This is a genomic window from bacterium (genome assembly GCA_024742285.1).
In the GTDB taxonomy this organism is placed as follows: Bacteria; Myxococcota_A; UBA9160; order UBA9160; family UBA4427; genus UBA4427.
This window is the reverse complement of record JANSYR010000006.1, coordinates 255,333-272,169: the sequence shown is the minus strand read 5'-3', so window position 1 is coordinate 272,169 and position 16,837 is coordinate 255,333. Positions and strand designations below refer to the sequence as shown.

The window sequence follows — 16,837 nt, the reverse complement described above, 5'->3', positions numbered from 1 at the left end:
GCATCGATCGGGAGGATCTGCACGTGGATGGCTACGAGGACCATGATGCCCTCGCCCTCGCGGCGCTCGTCGCGAGCGGGGACGTGACGCCCCACGAGCTGCTCGACGCAGCGATCGCGCGGGTCGATGCCCGCGACGAAGTCCTGGGCGCGGTGGTCGCCCGATTCGAGGACGACGCGCGCCGGGCGATCGACGACGGTCTTCCCGACGGGCCCTTCCGCGGCGTGCCCTTCCTCCTCAAGGACCTCGCGCTGGCGATCCCCGGGTCGCCCCTGACCCACGGCAGCGCCCTCTACGAGGGATACGTCCCGACCGTCGAGAGCGAGCTCGTCGCGCGCTACCGCCGCGCGGGCCTCGTCACGTTCGGACGGACCCATTCCCCGGAGTTCGGGTTGACCACGTCCACCGAGTCGCGCCTCTTCGGGCAGACCCGCAATCCCTGGAAGACGACCCACACCTCCGGTGGCTCGTCCGGCGGCGCATCCTCGGCGGTCGCCGCCGGCTACCTGCCTCTCGCGAACGCCAGCGATGGAGGCGGCTCGATCCGGATCCCGGCTTCGTGCTGCGGCCTCTTCGGGATGAAGCCGGCCCGCGGGCGCACGCCGATGGGACCGCAGCTGGGTGAGAACTGGTCGGGGATGAGCACGATCCACGCGGTCTCCCGCTCGGTCCGCGACAGCGCGGCGCTCCTCGACGCGACGTCGGGGGCCGATCCGGGTGCGCCCTATGCCGCGCCGCCGCCGGCCCGTCCGTTCCTCGAGGAGGTCGGGGCGGATCCCGGTCGGCTGCGGATCGCGGTCCAGCGTCTCGGCTTCAACGGTGTGGCACCGCACGAGGACTGCGAGGCTGCACTCGACGAGGCGATCGCACTCTGTCGCGTGCTCGGGCACGAAGTCGAAGAGGCGCCCTTCGAGAACCTGCCGGAAGGGCTCGCCCTGGCCGGCGTCACGATCATCAGCGCGAGCACCCGGGCCTCCCTCGAGGAGCGTGCCGCGGATCTCGGTCGTCCCCTCGAGCAGGGCGACGTCGAGCTCGGCACCTGGGCGATGGTGGAGCTCGCCGGCTCGAGGACGGCCACGGACTACGTGAATGCGGTCCGGACGATGCACGCCGCAGGTCGCGCGCTCGCCGAACACATGACGCGCTTCGACGTCGTGCTCTCGCCGACGATGGCGATCCCGCCGGCGCCGCTCGGGGTGCTCTCGCTCTCGAATCCCGACCGGGAGGCGCAGACGCGGACGCTGCTCCAGACCACGGGCTACACCCAGCTGGCGAACCTGACGGGCAATCCGGCGATGTCGGTCCCGCTCCACTGGAATGAAGAGGGACTGCCGATCGGGCTGCAGTTCATGGGGCGAACCGACGACGAGGCGACGCTCTTCCGACTGGCGGGACAGCTCGAGCGGGAGCGCCCCTTCTTCGATCGTCGTCCCCCGCTCGACTGAAGCGGCGAGGCGGTCACGGGCGACCGGACCTCGCTACGATCTCGTCTCGCGAGTTCACGAAGAAGACGACGAGGAGAGGACCGGACATGGCCGAAGCAGCAACGATCGACCTCGGCGGCGACCGCGCCGAGGACTCTCCCGAAGCGGTCCGCGCCAGGCGCAAGCGCGACGTCGCCCTCGGCTACCGCATCCTCGCGGCCCAGCGCTGGGGCGACACCGGCGACGGTCACATCAGCGCGCGCGATCCCGAGCGGACGGACCATTTCTGGGTCCTGCGCTGGGGCGTGTCCTTCCATCAGGCGACCGTCGCCGATCTCGTGCTGATCGGCCCCGACGGCAAGATCGTCGAAGGCGAGGGCGCTGGCGGGATCAACGTCGCCGCCTACTACATCCACGGGCCGATTCTGGCCGCGCGCCCCGAGGCGGTCAGCGCCACCCACGTCCACACGGGCTGGGGGACGCCCTTCGCCGCAGAGCGGCGTCCGCTCCTGCCGATCACCCAGGAGTCCTGCATCTTCTTCGAGGACCACGCGCTCTTCGACGACGAAGAGGTCCAGATCCAGGACACCGACGGCGGGCGCCGGATCGCCGAGGCGCTCGGCCAGAACCGGTCCGTCATCCTGGCGAACCACGGCCTGCTCACGGTCGGACAGAGCGTCGCCGAGGCGGTCGGCAGCTTCGTCCTGATGGAGCGGGTGGCCGAGGCCCACATGAAGGCCCGGGACGCGAAGCCGATCTCGGCGGCGGCCGCGCGCTACGCGAAGGCCGACCTGATCCAGTACGGCGCCGGGGTGCCCGCCTTCCATTCGCTGGTGAGCCGTCATCTCGGGGACCCGAGCGTCGTCGAGACCTGAGCCCGCCTTCGCCGCCGCGCCGAGGCCTGATCCCGCCTTGCGCCGCCGCGCCGCGCCGAACCGCCGGCGGCCGACCGGGAGCGGGGGGCGGTGACGCTTTGTTACGCCCCCGCATTTCCCCTCCCGACAGATGGGGGGTGCGATGGACGAGGGATCGGCGTCGGACGAGATCGAAGGACTGCTCAGGCAGGAGGCCTCGCGGGACGCTCCGCAGCCGCCCTCCGACCTCGCCGCGCGAACGATTCGTAGAGTCCGAAACTGGATTCTCGTAGGAGATCTGCTTCGTCTGGTCACCCTCGAGGGGCTCTGGAGATCGGCGAATGGTCACGATGGCGGTGCGTCCGGGCGGCGGGAGCGGCAAGATTCGTGATCGCGAATCGCTCGCGCGCCCCCGCGCGGGGCGTGCGACGATCGTCGAGCGAACGCGAACGGCGAGCTTCGTGGGACGGGAGAGCAGGGCGGCGATTGTGAGCGAGGACGACCTGCAGGGGCAGGAGGGAGACCCCGATCGCGAGCTCGTGGAGCAGGCCCAGGCGGAGCTGCCCTACGGCACTTCGGCCTACAACGAGCTGGTGCGCAAACACTCGGGTCGAGTCTACGCGCGTTCGTACGGGATCCTCCGCTCGACCGCCGACGCCGAGGAGGCCGTCCAGGACGTCTTCCTCGCGGTCTTCCGCAACCTGCCTCGGTTCCGCTTCGAGCGCCCCTTCGTCCACTGGCTGAACACCGTCACCCTGAACGCCTGTCGGATGGTGCTCCGCAAGCGCGCCAGCGAGCAGCGCAAGCGCAAGGCGGCCGAGGAGCAGGCGCCGCCGCCGGAGCGACCCGAGGCGCCGGACGTCGCGCTCCGCAAGCTCGTCCTCGAGCTCCTCGACGCGCTCGATCCGGGCACCCGCGTGCCGCTCCTCCTACGCTACGTGGAGGGGTACAGCTACCCGGAGCTGGCCCGGGAGCTCGACCTGTCCGAGTCGGCGGTCAAGATGCGCGTCTCGCGCGGCACGAAGAAGCTGAAGGCGCTCTACGAAGCGCGCGTCGGCGGCGAGGCGGCCGCCTTCGGTCGCAAGCGCAGGGGAGGGGCGTAGCGATGTCGAACGACGACCGCCGTGAGCCCTTCGACTTCGATTCCGACGAGGACTTCGTCCGCGATCTGCTCGGAAGTCTCGAAGGCGACCGACCCGCACCGCCCGAGACCCTCGACGACCAGACCATCCGCAAGGTCCAGGCCGAGCTCACGAGCCGCGACCTGATCGACCTCACGACCTTCGTCTTCCTCATGCGCTTCTGCGCGCCCCTCCTCGACCTGCTGGCGGCCTTCTTCGGCCACGATCCGCTCTCGCCGCCGCAGTCGATGGGCGCGCCGCGAACGCGAACCCACGATCGGAGTGACCCCGATGAATGAACAGTTTTCCGAGATCCAGACCCTGCTCGTCGACATGCTGAACGGCGTGGCGGCCTCGGCGATCGAGTTCCTGCCCAAGGCGGTCGGCGCGTTCGCCGTCTTCATGCTCGGCTGGCTGATCGCAAAGCTCGTCCGTGCGGTTCTCGTGCGTTCCATCCAGGTCTCCCTCGATGCCCTGCTCGAGCGCTCCGGCTTGATGGAGGCCCTCGAGCGGGCCTCGATCAGCGCCCAGCCCTCCCAGATCGTCGGTGGCCTCGCCTACTGGCTGATCCTGATCCTCTTCGTCATGGGCGCCGCCGAGATCGTCGGCCTCCACGCGGTCACCTCCGCGATCACCCGGATCCTCGGCTACATCCCGAGCGTGATCTCCGCCGCGCTGGTCCTCGCCGCCGGCGTCTTCCTCGCGCGCTTCATCGGAAACGTCGTGACCTCCGCCGCGAGCGCCGCGGGCCTGTCCTACGCGAAGGGTCTCGGGGCCGTCGCCCAGACGAGCATCGTCGTGATGGTCGTCGTCGTGACCCTCGAGCAGCTCGGGGTCGATACCCAGATCCTGATCACGGTGATCACCGTGACCGTCGCCGCGATCACCGCCGGCATGGGCCTCTCCTTCGCCCTCGGCTCCCGGGACATCGTGACCGCCATCCTGGCGGGCCACTATCTCCGGCAGACCCTGCCCGAAGGCGAGGCGGTCGAGGTCGACGGGCGCCGGGGCGTCGTCGACCAGATCGGGCCGATCGCGACGACGTTCCGGGACGGGGAGTCGAAGTGGTCGATCCCGAATCGCCGCCTGATGGACGAGGTCATCGGGCAGTAGGCGGCGTCCCCCGCCCCCGAAGCGCAGCCCGCGCGCTGGACTGCGCGCCGTCGCCCCGTCTCGCTATCGTCGCCGCCGACGGCCCCTCGTCGGGGCCGGAGCGGAGGCGTGGATGCAGAAGGCGATCGACTGCTGGATCAACGTCGACATGGGCGACCAGGCCGACGTCGACTACCTGAAGCGGGTCAAAGAGGACTACCTCAAGGGCGGAGACGACTTCTTCCGGAGCTTCGAGCCGGGCGAGCTGATCCCCGAGATGGATCGGCTCGGGATCGAGCGGGCGATCGTGACGCTGAACGTGGCGAAGCCGTCCGAGCGCGTCCTGCGCTTCGTCGAGAAGGCGCCGGAGCGTTTCTCGCTCGGACTCTCGGTCGACCCCGGTCAGATGCCGATCATGAAGGGGCTCTGGGAGATGGAGGCCCTGGCCCGCAACCACCCGACGGTCTGCGCGAAGGTCGTGCCCTTCTCCTCCGACGTCCCGCCCTCCGACGAGCGCTACTACCCGCTCTACACGAAATGCGTGGAGCTCGATCTGCCGCTCACGATCAACACCGGGCTCCCCGGTCCCCCGGTCGCCGGCGAGTGCCAGAACCCGATCCACCTCGACCGGGTCTGTGTCCGCTTCCCGGAGCTCAAGATCTGCATGGCCCACGGCGCCGATCCCTGGTGGGGGATCGCGACGCGGCTCATGATCAAGTACCGGAACCTCCACCTGATGACGTCGGCGTACTCGCCGAAGCATTTCCCGCCCGAACTCATCCACTTCATGAACACGCGCGGCAAGGACAAGGTCCTCTTCGCCTCCGACCACCCGGCCCTCGACTGGGAGCGATGCGTGAACGAGGCGCGGGCGCTCGACCTGCGCGAGGGCGTGCTCGAGAAGTTCATGTACGGGAACGCGAATCGCTTCTTCTGGGGCGAGCGCAACCCGCGCTACGGGGAGCTCGCGCCGGTCGCATGAAGGATCGAATCGAGGCGGCGCTGGGGGCCTGGGGGCGTTGGGTCGTCGCGCATCCGTGGACCGTGATCTTCGCCGTGCTCGTCCTGACCGGGGCGCTCGGGACGCAGATCCAGCACTTCTATCTCGAGACCTCGAACGACGCCTTCTTCCACAAGGACGATCCGATCGTCCTCCAGAACGACGCCTTCAAGGAGGTCTTCGGTCGGGACGCGGCGATGGCCGTGGCGCTCGAGCCTGCGGGCTCCGTCTTCGATCCGGCCTTCCTCGAGGTCGTGCGGGACACGCATCTCGCGATCGAGGACGAGGTGCCGCATCTCGTCGAGGTGACCAGTCTCTGGAACGTGCGCGAGACGCTCGGGAACGAGGAAGGACTCGACGTCCGGGACTTCCTCGAGGACTGGCCCGAGACGCCGGAAGCCCTCGCGGCCCTCGAGGAACGCGCCCGATCGAACGCGCTCTACCGGAACTTCGTGCTCTCCGAGGACGGGCGCGCGACGATGATCGTGATCGAGACCGAGGCCTACTCGCAGCTCGGCGAGATCGACGCGCTCGAAGGCTTCGACGACGTGAGCGAAGAGACCGCCGCGGCCTCCCGCCAGCTGATCACGGGGGAGGAGGACGCCGAGATCCTGTCCGCGATCGAGGCGGTCCTCGCGAAGACGGTCCCGGAAGGGGTGGAGGTGCACGTGGCCGGGATGGCGGCGTTCACGACGGTCCTCTCCCGGACGCTGATGCCGGACATGGCGCAGGCGACCGTCCTGTCGATCGTCGTGGCGGCCGTTTTCCTGGCGATGCTCTTCCGGAGCGTGCTCGGGGTCGTGCTGCCGCTGCTGACGGTCGGCCTCTCGGTCTTCTCGACGATGTCGCTGATGGGCGCGGTCGGCATTCCGATCATGGCGCCGACCCAGATCATCCCGTCCTTCCTGCTCGCGGTCGGGATCGGCGGTGCGGTGCACCTGGTCGCGATCTACTACCAGGGGATCCGCGCCGGAATGGATCGCCACGAGGCGGTCCCACACGCGCTGGCGCATTCCGGACTCCCGATCCTGATGACGTCCCTCACGACCGCGGGCGGCCTGCTCTCGTTCATCCCCGCGGCCCTCGCGCCGATCTCGCATTTCGGGATCATCAGCCCGATCGGCGTGCTGCTCTCGCTCGCCTACGTGCTGGTGCTGCTCCCGGCGTTGCTCGCCATTTCGCCTGTCCGGCGCGTGACCGAGGCCGCAGCGGGAACCGAAACAGTCTCCCAACGCCTGCTCCTCTCGGTCGGTCGCTTCTCGACCCGGCGATCTGGTCTCGTCCTCGCGGTCTGGGCGGCGATCCTGTTGGCGGCCGGCGTCGGGATCCCGCGCATCCACGTCGGGCACGACATGATCGAGTGGTTTCCCGAGGACTCGGGCCTCTTTCAGGCGGTCGACTACACGAACGATCATTTCGGCGGGGCGGTGACCTACGAGGTCCTCGTGTCGACGGGCGCCGACGACGGGCTCCACGAGCCCGCTGTCCTGCGAAAGCTCGAAGAAGTCTCCGATCACATGCTCTCGGTGGAGGCCGCGACGCTCCGCGCGGGCAAGGTCGTCTCGATCGTGGACATCGTGAAGGAGACCCATCGGGCGCTGAACGAGAACCGCCCGGAGTTCTATGCGATCCCGGACGATCGGGAGCTCGTCTCCCAGGAGCTGCTCCTCTTCGAGAACTCGGGCAGCGACGACGTCGAGGACCTGGTGACGAGTGACTTCGAGACCGCGCGTCTGACCGCGCGCGTGCGCTTCGACGACGGCGCGTTCGTGAAGCCCTACCTCGACGCGGTCGAACCCGGGATCGCCGCGATCCTCGGCGAAGGGCTCGACTACGAGATCACCGGGGAGTTTCGTCTCGTCGGCAACACCATCGCGGCGGCGCTCACGACGATGCTGCGCAGCTACTCGACTGCGCTCGTCGTGATCACGCTCCTCATGATCCTGTTGATCGGTCGGGTGCGGCTGGGACTGCTCACGATGATCCCGAACCTCGCGCCGGTCATCTTGTCTCTGGGCCTGATGGGCTGGTTCGGGTTTCCGCTCGACATGCTCAGCCTGATGACCGCCTCGATCGTGATCGGGCTCGCCGTCGACGACACGATCCACTTCATGCACAACTTCCGGCGGGAGTTCGAGGCCGGCGAAGCGGTCGAGCCCGCCGTCGACCACACCCTCCAGAGCACCGGTCAGGCGCTCCTCTTCACCTCGTGCGTCCTGTCCTGCAGCTTCCTCGTGTACACCCAGTCCTACATGCTCAACATGTACGCCTTCGGCGTCGTCATCTCCTCGGCGATCGCCGTCGCCTTCCTGGCGGACGTGACGCTCGCTCCAGCGCTCGTTGCGCGCTTCGCGGGACGCCTCGCAGGGCGGTCGGACGACCGCTGAATTGGCTGGATCGGGGGTGTGAGGCGCGCGCGCGGGCGCTCTATGCTCCGTAGGACACGATTCCGCAGAGAAGGAGCCGCGCATCCATGGCCACCCCGAATCCGACCTACGACATCGTCATCCGCAACGGCATGATCGTCGACGGTGCCCGCAACCCCCGGTACAAGGGCGACGTCGGCATCAAGGACGGCAGGGTCGCCCGCATGGGACGGATCCCGGCCGGGCAGGGCGCGCGGGAGCTCGACGCGGAGGGGCTCGTCGTCGCCCCCGGCTTCATCGACCTCCACACCCACTACGACGCGCAGGTCTTCTGGGACCCCTACCTGACGACGAGCGGCTGGAACGGCGTGACGAGCGTGGTCGTCGGCAACTGCGGCTTCGGCTTCGCGCCGTGCAAGAAGGAGCTGCAGCACCGGGCGATGGAGTCGATGACGAAGGTCGAGGCGATCCCGATGGCGACGATGGAAGCGTCGATTCCCTGGGACTGGGAGAGCTACCCGGAGATGCTCGACTCGATCGACCGCGTCCCGAAGGCGGTGAACCTGCTGCCCTACGTGGGCGTGAACCCGCTGCTCATCTGGGTCATGGGCCTCGAGGACGCGAAGGCCGGCCGCAAGCCCACCGAGGCGGAGACGGAAGAGTTGAAGCGACTGCTTCACGAAGCGATGGACGCCGGCGCCTGCGGCTGGTCGTCGCAGACCCTCGGTACACCCGGAGATCCGAAGGCGCCGACCGCCGGCGGGGCCGCCCAGTCGGACTTCGACGGGACGCCGATGCCCTCGGACGTGATGTGGCCCGAGACCCAGCTGGCGCTGGCGGAGGTGCTCGGCGAGCGGGGCGAAGGCTTCATCGAGCTCTCCGGCGCGACGATGCCGCGGGAGCACTGGGAGAAGCTCGCCGAGGTGTCCGGCGCGCCGATCATCTACCAGGCGCTGCCCGCGTCGAACGTGATGATCGAGATGCACGAAAACCTCTTCGCGTGGTTCGATTCCTGCGGTGAAAAGGGGCTGCGGATCTACGGGCAGGGCATCACCCAGAACCCGCCGCTGCTCTTCACCTTCGACTACTGGGATCTGTGGGGACCCGTCTGGGAGGAGGTCGCCGGGCCCGAGGTCTCGAACGACGTGATCCTGAAGAACCTCGCCGACGAGTCGGTCCGCGAGCGGCTGCGCGCCGAGCCCCTCAAGTACCAGTTCATCGGCGGCGTCGACGAGGCGCGGGTCGTCTCGGTCGCGAAGAGCGAGAACGAGCAGTGGGTCGGCAAGAGCGTCCAGGAGATCGCCGACGCGCGCGGCGTCCACCCGGTCGACGCGCTCTGTGACCTCGTCGTCTCCGACGACCTGAAGACGAGCTTCCAGGCACCGCAGTTCGACATCGGTCTCGAGGGAATCAAGCAGCTCCTCGACAATCCGTGGGTCATCCCGGGCCTCTCCGACGGCGGCGCGCACCTCAAATACCTGGCGGCGGGGAGCTACGCGACCGAGCTGATCTCCCGGTACGTGCGCGAGCACGGCTTCCTCTCCCTCGAAGAGGCGCACTGGCGTCTCTCGGCGCTGCCCGCCTTCTGTGCGGGCTTCCAGGACCGGGGCGTGCTGCGCGAAGGCGCGGCCGCAGACATCGTCGTCTACGACTTCGAGAAGCTCGACTACGAGTTCCCGAACTTCCGCCACGACCTGCCGGGAGACGAGTACCGCGTCGCGTCCGCCGGAACCGGCTACCGCTACGTGCTCGTGAACGGTGAGGTCACGATCGAGGACGACAAGGAGACCCAGACCTACTCTGGGAAGCTCCTACGCGGCGGCGAAGGCGGCGGCGAAGGCGGCGGCGAAGGCGGCGGTCGCGGGAGCGCGGCCCAGGCATAGACGATCCGGCCGAGGTCAAGGCGGCGCGGGCGTCGTCGTCGCCGTGGGCGTCGCGCGATGCCCGGGCCGGAGAGCGTCCGTCGTCCTCCGGCCCAGGCGGGTCGGGTCCACCCTTCTCCCGGAGAAAGGATCGGGATGGAACCAACCGGTCACGGCGTGGTCGCGGCGCGGGAGCGCCGCCGAAAACCCCACGCATCATCGGTGAGCTGCCGTCCGCGGTCTGTATACCGGTTGACATCGATTCCCGAAGGCGACCGCTCCCTTGCCGAAACTGTTTTGATTTCGGGGTCTTGGGGCATCGGAGGCATTTCGGTGGAGCCACCTTTCGCCGGTGACGTCCCGGGGCGAAGCTCTCTGCCGGAGGTCCCGCTTGCCCACGTTTCTCGTCGTGTTCCTGGCCATGCTGATCGCGCCCCCGCTGCTCCTCTGGGGCGCCCACCAGATCACCCTCGATCGGGATCGCACCCACACGAAGGAGACGGCCGCGCTGCCGTTCCTCGAGGAAGAAGGGCGGACGGCGAGCCGGGTCGACGGCGGGTCGCTCGTCCGGATCCCCGCGCGCGGGATGGAGTTCCGTGCGCGCGTGGCGGGGCTCGACGGGGACGGCCCGGCGCTCGTGCTGCTCCACGGCTTCCCCGAGACCTCGATCATGTGGCAGCCGCTCCTGCGTCGCGCCGCGGAGGCCGGCTTCCGCGTCGTGGCCTTCGATCAGCGCGGCTACAGCCCGGGGGCGCGTCCCGGCGCGATCTCGGACTACGCCGTGCCCGTGCTCGTCGACGACGTCATGGCGGTGGCGGACGCCGTCGGCTTCGACCGCTTCCATCTGGTGGGCCACGACTGGGGCTCGATCGTCGGGTGGGCGGCGACGGGGACCCGTCCGGACCGCGTGCTCTCGTGGGCCTCGCTCTCGATCCCGCATCCAGGGGCGATTCCGGAGCCCGACGTGGCGCCCTCGGTCCCGACCTACATCAAGGTCTTCCGCGTGCCCGGGCTCGCCGAGACGTTGCTGGGGGCAGCGGGCCGTCGGATGCTCCATCGCGTAGCCTGGCAGACGATGACCGATGAGCATCATGACGAGTACGACGCCGTGTTCTCCGAGCCCGGCGCGCTGACCGCCGCGCTGAACTGGTATCGTGCGCTCGCGCCGGAAGGGCCGCCGGGCGGCGACCTGCCGCCCGTCTCGCAGCCCGTCCTCTACGTCTACGGAAAACGGGACATCGCGGCCTTCGTGAACGAGCGCGTCCAGGCGCGTCTGCGCGACTACGTCGAAGGCCCCTTCGAGCACGTCGCCCTCGACGCCGGCCACTGGCTCATCCAGGACGAGGAGGCCGTCATCGTCGATGCCGTGATGGCCCACCTGGCTCGCGTGCGCTGATCGGGGAACGAAGAGACCGATGAGCAGCCCGACCCCGGACGTCCCTTCCGCCGCCTATCGCCGCTACCTCTTCGCGGTCATCGTCGGTGTGATGATGCTGAACACGGTGGATCGCCACGTCGTCGCGATCCTCGTCGACCCGATCAAGGCCGATCTCGGGCTCTCCGACAGCCAGATGGGTTGGATCCTCGGTCCGAGCTTCACCCTCGTCTACACGCTGGCGGTCCTCCCCCTCGCGCGGTGGGCGGATCGCGGCGTGCGGCGCAACATCATCGCTCTCGGCCTCACGGTCTGGAGCCTCTTCACGATGGCCACCGGCTGGGTCCAGGGCTACGTGCAGCTCTTCGCGATGCGGATGGGCGTGGGGATCGGCGAGGCCAGCGCCAGCCCGGCGATCCAATCCCTCATCGCCGACACGGTTCCGCCGGAGCATCGGGGCCAGGGACTCTCGTTCATCTCCGTCGGCGCGGTGCTCGGGCTCGCCGTCGGGATGGCCGGCGGCGGATGGGCGAGCGAGCTCTGGGGATGGCGGACCGCCTTCGTGATCGCGGGCGCACCGGGCGTCCTGATGGCGATCGTCTTCCGGCTGACGATCCGGGAGCCCGCGCGCGGCCAGAGCGAGGGCCGTACGGCCCGGAGCGAAGCGCGCAGCTCGCTGCTCGACGACGGGCGCTATCTCTGGTCGCTCCCGGCGATGCGCTGGCTGATCGTCGCCCACGCCTTCGCGCTCCTCTACACGTCCGGGAAGGGCGCGTGGGAGCCGTCCTTCATCATCCGGACCTTCGACATGGGGACGGGCGCGGCAGGGACCTGGTACTTCCTCACGACGCCGATCCCGTCCATGTTCGGGCTCTGGCTCGGCGGCTGGCTCTGCGATCGTTGGTCCGCCCGAGATGAACGCGCCTACCTCTGGGTGCCGATCCTCTCCTTCCTGAGCTCGCTTCCCTTCATGGTGCTCTTCCTGCTCTGGCCAGAGGACCATCGGATCGATCTCGGCGGCGGACTGCCGCTCTTCCCGGTCGCGTTCGTCTGGAGCGTGGCGAGCTCGATCCTCGGCGCGATGCACAGCGCGCCCTTCCTCTCCCTCGTGCAGGGACTCGCGAAGGTGCGCATGCGGGCCTCCGCCGCCGCGCTCTTCTCGCTCACGGGGACCGGCGTGGGCAGCGCGATCGGTCCACTCGTCGTCGGCTATCTGAGCCAGTCCTTCGCGGTGGCCTACGGCGACGACTCGCTGCGCTGGGGGCTCGTCTGGCTCTCGTTCGGATTCGTGCTGGCCGCGGGGACCTGCGTCTTCGCGGCCCGGACGGTTCGCGAGGATCTTTCCCGCGCCCGGGCCGAGCGCGCCGTCGAGGCGGCCGCGCCCGACGGCGATTGAGGCGGGATGCCGCGCGAGAACGGCCTCGCGGACCCGCGATCCGCCTGACATACTTGGCGACCCCGAGACGGAAGGTCTCGGCAGAAGAGAGGATCCCATGGAGCTCGGCCCGCGCGGCATCTGGGTCTCGCTCGAAGCCCTCGACTCGAAGGGACGAGCCGAGGCTGCGAAGAAGATCGAACGCCTCGGCTACACCGCACTCTGGCACCCGATGGCGATGCAACGCGATCTGATGGTCGTCGCTTCGCAGCTCCTCGCCGAGACGCAGGACCTGGTCGTCGCGACCGGGATCATCCCCATCTTCGAGCGGGCTCCTGCGGTGATGGCGGCGGGCCACTTCGCGTTGAACGAGCAGTCCGGCGGGCGCTTCCTGCTGGGGCTCGGCGTGTCCCACGCGCCGATCGTCGAAGGGATGCACGGCCTGACCTACGGCCCGCCGCTCACGTCGATGCGGAACTATCTCGACGCGATGGACCGGGGGCCGGACATGAGCGTCCTGCTCGGGCCGGAGGCGGCGCCCTCCGACGCGCCGCCGGTCCAGACCGGGCCCCCGCGCGTCCTCGCTGCCCTCGGTCCGAAGATGCTCGCGCTCTCCCGGGATCGCGCTCAGGGCGCGCATCCCTACTTCATGCCTCCGGCCCATACCGCGGAGGCGCGCGAGATCCTCGGGTCCGAGCCGCTGCTCGTCCCCGAGGTGAAGGTCGTCCTCGAGTCCGATCCGACGAAGGCGCGGAACGCCGCGCGCGCGGCGGGCGCGACCAACATCGCCCTCGAGAACTACCGCAAGACCTGGCGGAAATACGGGCTCGAAGACGCCGACTTCGAAGACGGCGGCTCCGATCGTCTGATCGACGAGACCGTTGCCTGGGGAACCGAGACGCAGATCGAGGATTTCCTGCAGCGTCACCTGGACGCGGGGGCGACCCAGATCTGCATCCACTTCGTGGATCCAGAGGGCCGGTACGGTGAGGTTCCCTGGCGCGCGATCGAAGCGCTCGCTCCGAGTCGGTGATCGGAGCGACGCTTGAGCGAAGCGAATTCGGAGGGGGTGCCGCAGGGACGACTGCGGCAGGGAATCGAAGACGGTCTCGGGCGATGGGCCCACCTCGTCGAGCGATTCCGCTGGCCGATCGTCGCCGCCGTCCTCGTGCTCACGGCGGGGCTCGCGTCGCTCATCCCGCAGATGGAGGTCAAGATGGCCTCCGAGGATTTCCTCTTCGAGGACGACCCGGTCCGCGCGGTCTACGACGCGTTCCGACACGACTTCGGTCAGGATCAGGTCACCATCGTCGCGATCTCGCCGCCTGAGATCTTCGACCTCGGCTTCCTCGAGAAGCTCGAAGCCTTCCACCGGGACCTCGAGGACGAGCTTCCCTATCTCGAGGAAGTGACGAGCCTCGTGAACGTCCGCTCGACCTACGGCCGCGGCGACGAGCTCGTCGTCGAGGATCTGCTCGACGAGATGCCGACCAACGCCGAGGAGCTCGCGGCGTTCGAGGAGCGCGTGCTGAACACGCCCTTCTACGTGAAGACGGGGATCCTCTCGAGCGATCGGAAGATGACGGGGGTCCGGGTCGAGGTCGCGGTCTATGGCGACGGCTCTCCGGGTGAGGCCGCCGGCGAGGACGATCTCGATCTGGGGGGCTTCGAGGAGACGGCAGGCGACACGGCTTCGACGAAGCGGGCCTTCCTCTCGGGCACGGAGAACGCCGCCGTGATCGAGGCGCTCCACTCGGTCGCGGCCCGGCATGCGAGTCCGGATTTCCCGATCCTGACCGCGGGCGGGACCATGCTCACCTACGAGCTGACCAAGCAGCTCGGCGTCGACGTGCCCCGCTTCTTCGGCGGTGGCCTGGTGATGATCGCAGTCGTCCTCTTCGCGCTCTTCCGCCGAATCGCGCCGATCTTCCTCTGCGTGGGCGTGGTCGTCCCCGCGACGATGGCCACCTTCGGCCTCGCCAGCTATTTCCATCTCCCCTTCAGCGCGCCGGCGCAGCTGATTCCCTCGTTCCTGCTCGCGATCGGGGTCTCGTACTCGGTTCACCTCCTGACGATCTTCCTGACCGACCTCGGAGAGGGAAGGGAGCGCGTCGCGAGTCTCGAGCATGCCCTCCGGCACACGGGCCTGCCCATCCTGATGACGGGACTGACGACCTCGGCGGGGCTGCTCTCGTTCCTGGTCGCGCCGATGAAGCCGATCGCGGAGATGGGGATGATCTCGGTGATCGGTGTGATAGTGATGCTCTTCTACTCGCTGGTCTTCCTTCCGGCGATGATGGTCCTGCTCCCGATGAAGGGCCGGGCGAGGCGGGAAGGAACCGCCGCGGATCGGGTCCTGGCGAGTCTAGCGGCGGTCTCCGCGCGTCATCCCTGGCCGATCGTCGGCGCGACCTTGCTCCTGCTGGTCGCTGCGGTCGCGGGATCGACCCGGCTCTACGCGAGCTCCGATCCCACGAGCTGGTTCCCCGCCGACCATCCCTATCGCGTGGCCTCCGAGCTCGTGAACGATCGCTTCGGGGGCACCTCCGCGATCGAGGTCGTGGTCGATACGGGCCGTGAGGACGGGCTCAAGGAGCCCGCGGTCCTCGCGCGCCTCGAGGAGGTCGACGCGCTCGTCGCGGAATATCGATCGTCCGGGGCCCGGCTCTCGTACTCGAACTCGCTCGTCGACATCGCCAAGGAGACGCACCAGGCGCTGAACGCGAACGACGCCGCCTACTACGTCGTCCCCGGCGATCGGCGTCTGCTCGCCCAGGAGCTCTTGCTCTTCGAGAACTCCGGGAGCGAGGACCTCGAGAAGGTCGTCGATCCCCAGTTCAGCCGCGCGCGCTACACGATCCGGTCGGGCTGGACCGACGGGATCTTCATGCGGCCCTTCCTGGCCGACTTCGAACCGCAGCTCGCGTCGGTCCTCGGCGACGTCGGCTCGTACTCGCTGACGGGCATGTCCTCGCTGATCGCGCGGACCGTCGATGCGATCTACGAGAGCATCCTGCGGAGCTACGTCCTCGCGCTCTGCCTGATCACGCCGCTCATGATCCTCCTGATCGGGAGCCTGCGGTCCGGGCTCGTCTCGATGGTTCCGAACCTGGTGCCGATCGCGATGACCCTGGGCCTCATGGGGGCGATCGGGATTCCCCTCGACATGTTCACGCTGCTCGCCGGGTGCATCGCGATCGGCCTGGCCGTCGACGACAGCATCCACTTCATCGCGGGCTTCCGGCGCTACCTCGCCCAGGGCCTCGACCCGGTTCGGGCCGTCGAAGAGACGATGCAGTCGACGGGACGCGCGCTGCTCTTCACCTCGATCGTGCTGACCTCGGGCTTCGGTGTCCTGACGATGTCCGAGATGCTGAATCTCTGGAACGTCGGGGTCCTCACGTCCTTCGCGATCGGCGCGGCGTTCCTGCTCGACGTGACCGTCACCCCGGCGCTCCTCGTCCTGACCCATCGCCGGGAGGCCGACGCCCACCAGCAGGCCGCGCGCGCCGACTAACGTGTGGCGATCGCCAGGAAGAAGCGTTCCGAGAGCGGCGACGCGGGTTCTCCGCTCGCGTAACGGGCGTAGAGCGACGGGACGTCGATCACGGCAGTCTCGTCGAAGCCGGCGGCGCTCGACGCGTCGACCAGCTCCGGCGGCCGATAGCGGTTCTTCTGGGGCTCTCCGGCCCCCTTCAGCCAGGCCACCATCTGCTCGCGGATCGCCTGGTACCGCTCGGGCATCGCCTCCCAGGGGAGCATCACGTCGAAGACGAGCTCGCTCCCGGGCGCCAGGATCTTCGCCAGATCGGCCATCGCGTCGGCCGCGGTCTCCCGCTCCAGGTAGTAGATGACGCCCATCCACGAGACGACGGTCGGTTGCGCCGGGTCGAAGTCCGTCGCGGACAGCGCTTCGGACGCGCTCGTGGCTTCGAAGTCGCAGGCGACCATCCGCGTGTTCGCGGGGGTCGGCCAGCCGAGACCGGTCAGACGATCGGCCTTCCACTGCTGGGTGGCCGGATGATCGACCTCGTAGATCCGGAGCTCGCCCTGGTCCTCCGGCTGCCGCCAGGCGTAGGAGTCGAGGCCTGCACCCAGGATCACGTACTGACGGACGCCCCGTGCGTAGGCCTCGGCCAGCCGGTCCTCGACCAGGCGTGCGCGAAGCGGAAGGAAGAGGCGGTTCTCGAGCAGGATCCAGGGCGCCTCGTCGCCGTAGGTCTCGACGAGGGCGAGCCCCGCCTCGTCGAGCAGCGACGCCGCGTGGACGTCGTCGAGGATCGGCGGTCCGGCATCGAAGCGTCGGTGGGCCTCGCGGGCCGCGGCGACCTGCAGGGCGGTGTCGCTCGGACGTCCTTCGATCACGAC

Annotated in this window: 13 protein-coding genes; 12 read left to right on the top strand and 1 reads right to left on the bottom strand. The window is 68.9% G+C overall.

Features of this window, described 5'->3' with window-relative positions; all coding sequences use genetic code 11:
- The first annotated feature begins 23 nt into the window (after positions 1–23).
- The 12 genes from NXI30_13540 to NXI30_13485 all read left to right on the top strand — a co-directional run bounded on the left by NXI30_13540 (position 24) and on the right by NXI30_13485 (position 15,986).
- Complete coding sequence (locus NXI30_13540; protein ID MCR9095238.1) at positions 24–1,445, top strand: amidase; 1,422 nt, start codon at positions 24–26, stop codon at positions 1,443–1,445.
- Positions 1,446–1,531: 86 nt separating this feature from the next.
- The gene (locus NXI30_13535; protein ID MCR9095237.1) at positions 1,532–2,299 is read left to right on the top strand and encodes a class II aldolase/adducin family protein; all 768 of its coding nucleotides are present in this window, start codon (positions 1,532–1,534) and stop codon (positions 2,297–2,299) included.
- Positions 2,300–2,619: 320 nt separating this feature from the next.
- Complete coding sequence (locus NXI30_13530) at positions 2,620–3,381, top strand: sigma-70 family RNA polymerase sigma factor (GenBank protein ID MCR9095236.1); 762 nt, start codon at positions 2,620–2,622, stop codon at positions 3,379–3,381.
- Between the two features lie 2 nt (positions 3,382–3,383).
- Positions 3,384–3,698: a hypothetical protein gene (locus tag NXI30_13525; GenBank protein MCR9095235.1), complete on the top strand. Its 315-nt coding sequence runs from the start codon at positions 3,384–3,386 to the stop codon at positions 3,696–3,698.
- Entirely contained in the window at positions 3,691–4,512 is an 822-nt protein-coding gene (locus NXI30_13520; GenBank protein MCR9095234.1) for a mechanosensitive ion channel, read from the top strand. Before NXI30_13525 ends, NXI30_13520 begins: the two co-directional genes overlap by 8 nt.
- Before the next feature lie 112 nt (positions 4,513–4,624).
- On the top strand, positions 4,625–5,473 hold the full coding sequence (locus tag NXI30_13515; GenBank protein ID MCR9095233.1) for an amidohydrolase family protein: 849 nt from the start codon (positions 4,625–4,627) through the stop codon (positions 5,471–5,473).
- Positions 5,470–7,878, top strand: coding sequence for an efflux RND transporter permease subunit (locus NXI30_13510; protein MCR9095232.1), 2,409 nt, complete (start codon positions 5,470–5,472; stop codon positions 7,876–7,878). The genes NXI30_13515 and NXI30_13510 overlap by 4 nt, the downstream gene beginning before the upstream one ends.
- Positions 7,879–7,964: 86 nt before the next feature.
- On the top strand, positions 7,965–9,740 hold the full coding sequence (locus NXI30_13505) for an amidohydrolase family protein (GenBank protein MCR9095231.1): 1,776 nt from the start codon (positions 7,965–7,967) through the stop codon (positions 9,738–9,740).
- A 370-nt stretch (positions 9,741–10,110) separates the two neighbouring features.
- On the top strand, positions 10,111–11,115 hold the full coding sequence (locus NXI30_13500; GenBank protein ID MCR9095230.1) for an alpha/beta fold hydrolase: 1,005 nt from the start codon (positions 10,111–10,113) through the stop codon (positions 11,113–11,115).
- 19 nt (positions 11,116–11,134) lie between these two features.
- Positions 11,135–12,490 (top strand): MFS transporter, encoded by a 1,356-nt coding sequence (locus NXI30_13495; GenBank protein MCR9095229.1) that lies wholly within the window; start codon positions 11,135–11,137, stop codon positions 12,488–12,490.
- Positions 12,491–12,587: 97 nt separating this feature from the next.
- Positions 12,588–13,502 (top strand): TIGR03620 family F420-dependent LLM class oxidoreductase, encoded by a 915-nt coding sequence (locus NXI30_13490; GenBank protein ID MCR9095228.1) that lies wholly within the window; start codon positions 12,588–12,590, stop codon positions 13,500–13,502.
- A gap of 12 nt (positions 13,503–13,514) precedes the next feature.
- Positions 13,515–15,986: an efflux RND transporter permease subunit gene (locus tag NXI30_13485; GenBank protein ID MCR9095227.1), complete on the top strand. Its 2,472-nt coding sequence runs from the start codon at positions 13,515–13,517 to the stop codon at positions 15,984–15,986.
- On the opposite strand, the gene NXI30_13480 is transcribed toward NXI30_13485, so the two are convergent.
- On the bottom strand, positions 15,983–16,834 hold the full coding sequence (locus NXI30_13480; protein MCR9095226.1) for a class I SAM-dependent methyltransferase: 852 nt from the start codon (positions 16,832–16,834) through the stop codon (positions 15,983–15,985). The two genes, NXI30_13485 and NXI30_13480, sit on opposite strands and share 4 nt — an antisense overlap.
- Positions 16,835–16,837 lie beyond the last annotated feature (3 nt).